General features: G+C 71.1%; 9 protein-coding genes. 3 read left to right on the plus strand and 6 right to left on the minus strand.

Annotated features, from left to right (window positions below):
- The 3 genes from EOINJALH_RS31555 to EOINJALH_RS01490 all read left to right on the plus strand — a co-directional run.
- Nucleotides 1–1671, plus strand: a 1671-nt coding sequence (locus EOINJALH_RS31555; protein ID WP_088278539.1) for an SNF2-related protein, incomplete at its 5' end; no start/stop codon positions are given.
- 145 nt (nt 1672–1816) lie between these two features.
- Nucleotides 1817–2335: a hypothetical protein gene (locus EOINJALH_RS01485; protein ID WP_310732241.1), complete on the plus strand. Its 519-nt coding sequence runs from the start codon at nt 1817–1819 to the stop codon at nt 2333–2335.
- 82 nt (nt 2336–2417) lie between these two features.
- Nucleotides 2418–2645 carry a hypothetical protein gene (locus EOINJALH_RS01490; RefSeq protein ID WP_158219608.1) on the plus strand — a complete coding sequence of 76 codons (228 nt, stop codon included), beginning with the start codon at nt 2418–2420 and terminating at the stop codon, nt 2643–2645.
- A gap of 73 nt (nt 2646–2718) precedes the next feature.
- Here the strand turns inward: EOINJALH_RS01490 and EOINJALH_RS01495 are convergent, their stop codons facing one another.
- The 6 genes from EOINJALH_RS01495 to EOINJALH_RS01520 form a co-directional block, all read right to left on the minus strand.
- Nucleotides 2719–3210, minus strand: coding sequence for a YcxB family protein (locus EOINJALH_RS01495; protein ID WP_088278541.1), 492 nt, complete (start codon nt 3208–3210; stop codon nt 2719–2721).
- Between the two features lie 133 nt (nt 3211–3343).
- The gene (locus EOINJALH_RS01500; RefSeq protein ID WP_088278546.1) at nt 3344–4021 is read right to left on the minus strand and encodes a CAAX prenyl protease-related protein; all 678 of its coding nucleotides are present in this window, start codon (nt 4019–4021) and stop codon (nt 3344–3346) included.
- 9 nt (nt 4022–4030) lie between these two features.
- A complete protein-coding gene (locus EOINJALH_RS01505; protein ID WP_088278542.1) occupies nt 4031–5923 on the minus strand; it encodes an MFS transporter in 1893 nt (630 codons plus the stop codon).
- Between the two features lie 90 nt (nt 5924–6013).
- Nucleotides 6014–6823 carry a DUF2145 domain-containing protein gene (locus EOINJALH_RS01510; RefSeq protein WP_088278543.1) on the minus strand — a complete coding sequence of 270 codons (810 nt, stop codon included), beginning with the start codon at nt 6821–6823 and terminating at the stop codon, nt 6014–6016.
- Entirely contained in the window at nt 6820–7242 is a 423-nt protein-coding gene (locus tag EOINJALH_RS01515; protein WP_088278544.1) for a hypothetical protein, read from the minus strand. Before EOINJALH_RS01515 ends, EOINJALH_RS01510 begins: the two co-directional genes overlap by 4 nt.
- Nucleotides 7243–7279: 37 nt before the next feature.
- The coding region (locus tag EOINJALH_RS01520; protein WP_310732242.1) for a YiaA/YiaB family inner membrane protein at nt 7280–7741 on the minus strand (462 nt) is incomplete at its 5' end.

Raw genomic sequence — 7741 nt, forward strand, 5'->3', positions numbered from 1 at the left:
TGCGGCCGCGCACAGCACCAGCACCCGGCGCACAGCACGCTCACCCTGGTCGAGGCCGACGGCGCGCGGCACATCGCCTGGCAGCCCGGCCACACCTGCCCGCCCGCCCTGCTCGACGCCGCGGCGGCGCGGCTCGATGCGCAAGGCCACCTCGACTGCGACGACGACGGCGCGCTGCCGATGCTGCTGCGCGGCGCCGCCGACGCCGGCCACAGGCTGGTCGTCGACGAGGCGGTGTGGCTGCACCTGGCCGCGCACCGCGACGCGCGCCACCGCCTGCTGGCGCTGGAAGCGGCGTACCCGGCCGGCCCCGTCAGCCCAGCGCTGCAGCGGGTGCTCACGGTGCCGCTGCCGGCCTTCCAGGCCGAGGGCGCGCTGTTCTCGGTGGTGGCCGGCCGCGCCCTCATCGCCGACGAGCGCGGCCTGGGCAAAACCGTGCAGTCCATCGCCGCCGCCACGCTGTGGCGCCGCCACTTCGGCGTGCGCCGGGTGCTGGTGCTGTGCGCGGCCGCACGCCGCGCCAGCTGGCAGCGCTCGTGGCAGCGCTTTGCCGGCGCATCGCTGACGATGCCGGCCCAGGTGATCGAAGGCGGCATGCACCAGCGCCAGGCGCAGTGGTCGGTGCCGGCCGAGGTGCGCATCATGGGCCCCGAGGCACTGGACAGCGATGCCGCTCACCTGGCGCATTGGGCGCCCGAGCTGGTGATCGTCGACGAGCCGATGCAGGTGCCCGGCTGGACGGCCGTGTCGGCGCCGCAGGCGCTGGTCATCACCGCCGGCCTGGTGGCCGACGACGACGTGCTGCGGCCCGACCAGCACGCGCTGCTCGAGACCCTCGTCGACTGGCTCGACGTGCAGCGCCTGGGCCCGCTGGCCGCGCTGCGCCGCATCCGCGCGGTGCGCGACGGCGCGCTGACGCTGGACGAGGCCGAGCTCGACGCGCTCGACATCGGCCTGTCGCGGGTGATGCTGCAGCGCCTGCGCAGCGAGGTCGAAGACCAGCTGCCCCCGCGCGTGCACAGCGAGCGTCTGGTGCCGCTGGAGTCGCCCCAGCGGCAGGCGCACGACCGCCTGCTCGGCCGCATCGCCCAGCTGCTGGACGGCTGGCAGCGCAGCGGCTGGCTGTCGGACGCCGACCAGTGGCGCCTGGGCACCGCGCTGCGCGAGCTGCCCACCGCCTGCCACCGCAGCGACCCGGCCGACCCTGGCAGCCCGCTGGCCGACGCCACCGTGGGCGCCATGCAGGCCCAGCTCGACGACTGGGCGGCCAGTGGCGCCTCGAAGGTCACCATCGTCTGCGCGCATGCCGGCGACCAGGCCCAGTTGTCGCAGCGCCTGAGTTCCGGCCCGGCGCTGCAGTGGGTGATGGCCGACGCCCAGGGCGCACCGGCGCCCGACACCGAGCTCGTGCTGCAGGTGGGCGTGCCCTGGCGTCCGCGCCGCGGCAACGGCTCGCACCGCGGCCAGCAGTGGTTGTACATGGTGGGGCAGGACAGCCTGGAGGGCGGCCTGTTCGAGACGCTGGCGCTGCGCGCCGATGCCCCGCGCGGCCCGGCCGACGGCGGTGGCCGGGCTTACCTGCAAGGTGAGCGGCTGGCGGAATGGCTGCACCTGCTGCGTGCGGCGGTGGCGGCCAGCGCGCCGGTGGCCACGGCAGTGCCGGCGGCCTGACGGCCGGGCCCCGTCGGCCCACGACGCGCGGCATGTCCATCGCCCGGCAGCAGGCCCAGGCGCAGGGCCGCGCGGAGGCGGGGCCGGGGGCGACGCGGACCGGCGCCGGTGCAACCGCCGGCGTGATCTCCCCTGGGCCCTCGCCATGATGCGCGCGCTGGGACAGGCCGTGTGGCGTGGCCTGCGCCACCTCGCCACCGGGTTGCTGGGCCTGGTGATCCTGTTCGAGGAATGGGGCTGGGAGCCGCTGCAGCGCGTGCTGGCCTGGGTGGGCCGGCTGCCGGTGCTGCGGCAGATCGAGGCCGCCATCGGCCGCCTCCCGCCGGGCCCGGCGCTGGCGATCTTCCTGCTGCCCACGGTGCTGCTGCTGCCGGTGAAGCTGGCCGCGCTGTGGCTGCTGTCGCACGGCCACGCGCTGCTGGGCGCCGGCGTCATCGTCATCGCCAAGCTGGTGGGCACCGCCATCGTCGCGCGGCTGTTCACGCTCACCCGGCCGGCGCTGATGCGCCTGGCCTGGTTCGCGTCGGCCTACACCCGCTGGGTGGCCTGGAAAGACAGCGTGATCGCCCGCGTGCGCGCCTCGTGGGCCTGGCGCGCGGGCCGCGTGGCGCGGCGGGCGGTGCAGCGGCGCTGGGAGCGGCTGCGCGCGTCGTTCAATCGCTAGCCACTGTCCTCAAGGCACGGCCAAGGCCGTGATCGGCAGATGCCACGCGGCATTCCAATTGGACCGATCTCGGAGCATGGCGTTGAGGATGGTCAGCAGCTTGCGCGCGCAAGGCCACCTTCTTGGGCTTGCCGACCTGGTTCAATCGGCTGTGGAAGGCGTTGATCGCCGGGCTGTGCTCAATCGCCACCATGGCGGCCATGCAGACCACCACACGAACGTCTGCTCGATCTCCCTGACGCACCGCTTGCCTCTGCACTGGCGTGAGTCTCAGGCCAACGGCGCCACGCTCATCAGCCTTGCGATCTGAAGTCGGCCGAGTTGACCAAGCCGATCGCACGGCCTGCCTGACGTGGCGCCTCAGATTGACCGACATGTCGGCCTCACCGAACTCTGGCTTTTGCGTCCGACAGCCTGTTCAGCATGTACTCCTGAATCTCGGGGCTGAGGTCGTGGACAGGAATGGTGATGAAGTGGGAGCGGGAGAACAGAAGAAGCCAAAAGTGACGGAACTTCCAGACTTCACGGACAGAGGCCCAAGGTTGCGTTGCCGAGCCTCCAGCCGATTGGATCGTGAAAGCACTCTCCGCTACGGTCAACATTGCACCTCGGCCATTCAGGTCTTGAAGCTTCCTTAGGACGTTCAGATAATGCACTACGAAGATGGCGATTATCAACAGGCAAGCAACCGCCACCAATGTGGCGAGCGCACCAACTGTCCAACTCCTGTCTCCGCGGGAAACAAGAAAGGCCACCACAAGTAAAAGGCCAAATGTGGCAAGCGGGAACATGAGGCCGATTGCTCTTGCCCAGAATGCAAAAACGGCCGCCCGAACCAGGGCGCGGTCATACCTGAGTTCGAACTGACGTTGCATGAGGTCTAACGCCAAGGGGTCGACTGGGGCATGACGCCATGGCCCGGGTGGCGAGAATGTACCGCGAACCGCCAGTCGGGCCCTGCTGGCATGCCGCTGTCGCCCCGCTCGAGAGGGCGCGATATTCCCATTCTCACCAGAACTCCCAGCGCCCCGACATCACCACGTACACGCCCAGCGCGCCGTTGGTCACCGCATGGGCGATCACCGCGGTCCACAGCCGGCCGGTGCGCACGTACAGGCCGGCGTAGGCCAGCCCGGCCAGCACGGCGGCCAGCCACTGCGGGTGGGCCAGGGTGAAGACGAAGGTCGACAGCACGATGGCCTTCAGGCCGACGCGCCGCGGGTCGACGCCCTCGAAACGCGGCGCCTCGATCCAGCGCATCAGGAACGAGCGCCAGAACAGCTCTTCCATCACCGGTACCAGCAGCGCCGCGCCGATGAAGCGCACCGCGATCAATGGCCACTGCGGTTGGCCGTTGGCATCCAGCGGCCGGAAGGTGGCGGTGGGCTCGCCCAGCAGCATCCACGGCGCCGTGAGCTGGATCCACAGTGCGAACACGCCCAGGCCCACCGCCACGGCCAGCGCCAGCTCGCCGGCGCCGGGCAGGTTCTGCCGGCCCAGTTCGCCGTAGTCGCGCCGCCAGGCCAGCAGCAAGCCGCCCACCGCCAGCACCGACACGCCGTAGACCCAGCGCGCATCGATGCCCCAGCTGCCGTCGGCCGGCACCATGCCGCGCAGGCCGAGCAGCACCATGAACAGCGCGAAGGGCAGCACGCGCCGCCAGGCGGAAGGGGACAGGTTCAGCATGCCGGCCACTCAGCTGTGCAGCAGGCCTGCCACGCGGGTGCGCAAGGCCTCTGGACTGACCTCGGCCGGCAGCAGCGCCGGCCCCGCCACCAGGCCGACACGGCTGAACACACCGCGCCGGAAGGGCCTGACCATCGCCGTGCCGCCCTCGACGCGCGAGAAGTACGAGCCCCACAGGTTCTGCAAGGCCACCGGCACCACTGGCACCGGGCGCCGCTCGAGGATCTTCATCACGCCGCCCTTGAACGGCTGCAGCTCGCCGTCGCGGGTGATGCCGCCCTCGGGGAAGATGCCCAGCAGGTCGCCCTCGGCCAGCACGCGGTCGGCGGCCTCGAAGGCGGCGGCGTAGGCGGCCGGGTCTTCCTTCTGCGGCGCGATCGGGATGGCCTTGGCCAGGCGGAACAGCCAGCCCAGCACCGGCACCTGGAAGATGCGGTGGTCCATGATGAAGCGGATGGGCCGCGGGCTGGCGGCCATCAGCACGATGGCGTCGACGAAGCTCACGTGGTTGGCCACCACGATGGCCGCGCCCTCGGTGGGCAGGTGCTCGTCGCCACGCACCTTGAAGCGGTACAGGCAGCGCGTGGCGATGAAGGCCACGAAGCGCAGCAGGTACTCGGGCACCAGCAGGAAGATGTAGGCCCCCACCACCACGTTGGCCACCGCCGTGGCCAGGAAGACCTGCGGCACCGTGAAGCCGCTCTTGAGCATCGCGCCCGCGGCCACCGCGCTGACGATCATGAACAGCGCATTGAGGATGTTGTTGGCCGCGATGATGCGCGCCCGGTGCGTGGGCTGGCTGCGCAGCTGGATCAGCGCGTACATCGGCACGCTGTACAGGCCCGCGCTGGCGCTGAGCAGCGCCAGGTCGACCAGGACGCGCCAGTGCGCCGGCTGCGAGAGGAACTGGCCCACGGTGAGCGTGGCCGAGGCGGGAAGCCCGCTCGAGGCGAAGTACAGGTCGATGCCGAACACGCTCATGCCGATGGCGCCGGCCGGCACCAGGCCGATCTCGACATGGCGCTTCGAGAGCACCTCGCACAGCAGCGAGCCCACGCCGATGCCCACCGAGAACACCACCAGCAGCAGCGAGGCCACCTTCTCGTCACCGTGCAGCACGTCCTTGGCGAAGACCGGGAAGTTGCTCAGGAACACCGCGCCGAAGAACCACATCCAGCTGATGCCCAGCAGCGAGCGGAAGACGACGATGTTGCCGTGCGCGAGCTTGAGGTTGCGCACGGTCTCGGTCACCGGGTTCCAGTTGATGCGCAGGCCCGGGTCGGTGGCCGGCGAGGCCGGCACCTGCTGCGCGGTGACGCGCCCCAGCACCGCCAGCGCCAGGCACGACACCGCCACCAGCGTGGGCCCGGTGCCGGGCACGGCGATCAGCAGGCCGCCGGCCACGTTGCCCAGCAGGATGGCCACGAAGGTGCCCATCTCGACCATGCCGTTGCCGCCGGTGAGCTCGCGCTCGGTGAGGTGCTGCGGCAGGTAGGCGAACTTCACCGGGCCGAACAGCGTGGAATGCAGGCCCATCAGGAACACGCAGCCCAGCAGCACGCCCACCTGCTGCGTCATGAAGCCGACGCCGGCCAGCACCATGATGCCGATCTCGAGGTTCTTGACGAAGCGGATCACCGCCGTCTTGTCGTGCTTGTCGGTGAGCTGGCCGCTGGTGGCCGAGAACAGCAGGAAGGGCAGGATGAACAGCGCCCCGATGGCCAGCCCGGCCAGCGACGGCGGCAGCCACGCCACCTGCAGCTGGTAGGTGACCAGCACGGTGAACGCGAACTTGAACAGGTTGTCGTTGCCGGCACCCAGGAACTGCGTCCAGAAGAAGGGCGCGAAGCGGCGCTGGCGGAGCAGCGCGAACTGGTTCGGGTGCTCAATGGGGTGGCTCACGAGGGCTCCTGCTCGGCGAGGTGTCGACTGTATCGGCCGCGGATGACGCGATGGCGCATCCGGTGTGACGGGGGCCACGCTCGAGGCCGCTCAGCGCACCGTCATCGCGTCGCCGCCCAGGCCGGCGCGCGGCAGCCAGGCGAAGACCGAGTCGACGGTCACCGTCTCGATGCGGTCAGCGAAGCGCTTGGCATTGGGGTGGTCGTCGAAGGCGATGTTGGCCGCGGTGGCGCGCGCGCCCAGCCGCGTGAGCGCGCCCAGGTGCAGCGTGGTCGGCTCGTAGCCCTTGGCGCGCAGCCAGGCCTGGGCCTGGCCCCGGGTGGCGGCGCCATCAGCTGCGGCTGCCAGCGTCTCGAGGGCCCACTGGTTGCTCTGCTGGTAGTCGCTGGACCAGGGGTAGGCCAGCATGTTGTAGCGCCGCTCATCGAGCCGCGCCACGCGGGCGTTGTCCTTCAGCAGCGGCAGCAGCCGGGCCTGCAGCTCGGGCGACAGCACCACGTAGGCGGCCTCGTAGCGGTGCGGCGCGTCGAGGAAGAACTCGCCCAGGCCCTGGCGGTACAGCGAGGCCTCGGCGCTGCCGCACTGGTTGAGCTTGTGCAGCACGCGCCACACCGGGCGCGGGCCGTCGGCGTCGCGGTAGGCGAAGCCCAGGTGCGACCAGCGCAGCTGGTACTTCGACAGGTCCTGCCCCGCGCGGGCCAGCACCAGCACCTGCGCGCCGGTGGCGTCCAGCGCGCGGGAGGTGCGCAGCGCCAGGTCCATGCCGCGCTCGACGGCGCGGGCCTCGGTCGGGTGCTCCTCGCACGGGCGGCCTGCGTGAGACAGCGGAGCGACCAGTGAAGTGGCCAAAGCCGTGGCCAATGCGGCACAGCGGGCCGCGCGACGCAGCAGCCTGCTCATCGCGTCACCCGCTCGTTGTAAAGCAGCGAGGCGCCGATCTCGTTGGGGATGAAGGCGATGGCCTGGCCGGCGGCCGACAGCAGCCAGCCGGTGCCCATCGCGATCACCGCCACGCCGGTGCCCACCGACAGCACCGCGCCGCCCACCAGTTCCACCGACAGGCGGGCGCCGTCGGAGGCACGTTCGAGCACCCACACCGTGCCGGTGGCCGAGGCCTGCACGGCCACCACGGTGAGCATCGCGCCGCCGCTCAGCAGCATGGCCGGCGCGACCACCACCACCGCCACCGGCAGCAGCGACAGCGCGGCGCTGGCTTCCGACGCATTGGGCGGGCGGTGCGCCGATGCCGGGGCAGCCACGGTGAGCAGCAGGCTGGTGGCCAGCGCGGCGCAGAGGGATCGCAGGGCAAGGGTCGTCATGGTCGTGATCTCCTGAGGTGAAAGGGACGGGGGAAGGTCAGGCCGAGGCCGTGTCGGCCGCAGCCGAGGCTTCGCGACGGCCGGCCAGCCGGGCTTCGAGCAGGTCGGCGTCGTAGGCGTCGCGCAGCGTCTTGGCCAGCGTGAACACCGACGAGATCAGGAACAGCCAGCTCACCGTCAGGTAGGCCTTCCACACCGGCTGGATCGTCATGCGCCACAGGCCCCACGCGGTGAGCGCCATCGCGAAGGCGAAGCCGGTCCACACCACCAGCTTCCACATCGGCGTGTCGACGCGGCCGGCCTGGTTGTCGCGGATGTACTTGGCCAGCGCAAAGGCGGTGGACAGGCAGAACACGTAGCCCATCACCATGAAGGCGCGGTCGAGGTCGTCGCCCGGCAGCCAGGCCAGGCCGATGGCGCACAGCGACGCGGCCAGGCCGAACGAGATCCACACCTGCAGGCGCCAGGCCGAGGTGTCGCGGCGGATCAGGGAGGGGGC

It is taken from the genome of Ideonella sp. A 288, assembly GCF_002198735.1.
GTDB lineage: Bacteria > Pseudomonadota > Gammaproteobacteria > Burkholderiales > Burkholderiaceae_C > Pseudaquabacterium.

What these genes read in the sequence shown, in the direction of transcription:
- EOINJALH_RS01515 (WP_088278544.1), bottom strand. Translation starts at nt 7,242, where the DNA reads ATGACGACCCTTGCCCTGCGATCCCTCTGCGCCGCGCTGGCCACCAGC.
- EOINJALH_RS01485 (WP_310732241.1), top strand. Translation starts at nt 1,817, where the DNA reads ATGATGCGCGCGCTGGGACAGGCCGTGTGGCGTGGCCTGCGCCACCTC.
- EOINJALH_RS01510 (WP_088278543.1), bottom strand. Translation starts at nt 6,823, where the DNA reads ATGAGCAGGCTGCTGCGTCGCGCGGCCCGCTGTGCCGCATTGGCCACG.
- EOINJALH_RS01500 (WP_088278546.1), bottom strand. Translation starts at nt 4,021, where the DNA reads ATGCTGAACCTGTCCCCTTCCGCCTGGCGGCGCGTGCTGCCCTTCGCG.
- EOINJALH_RS01495 (WP_088278541.1), bottom strand. Translation starts at nt 3,210, where the DNA reads ATGCAACGTCAGTTCGAACTCAGGTATGACCGCGCCCTGGTTCGGGCG.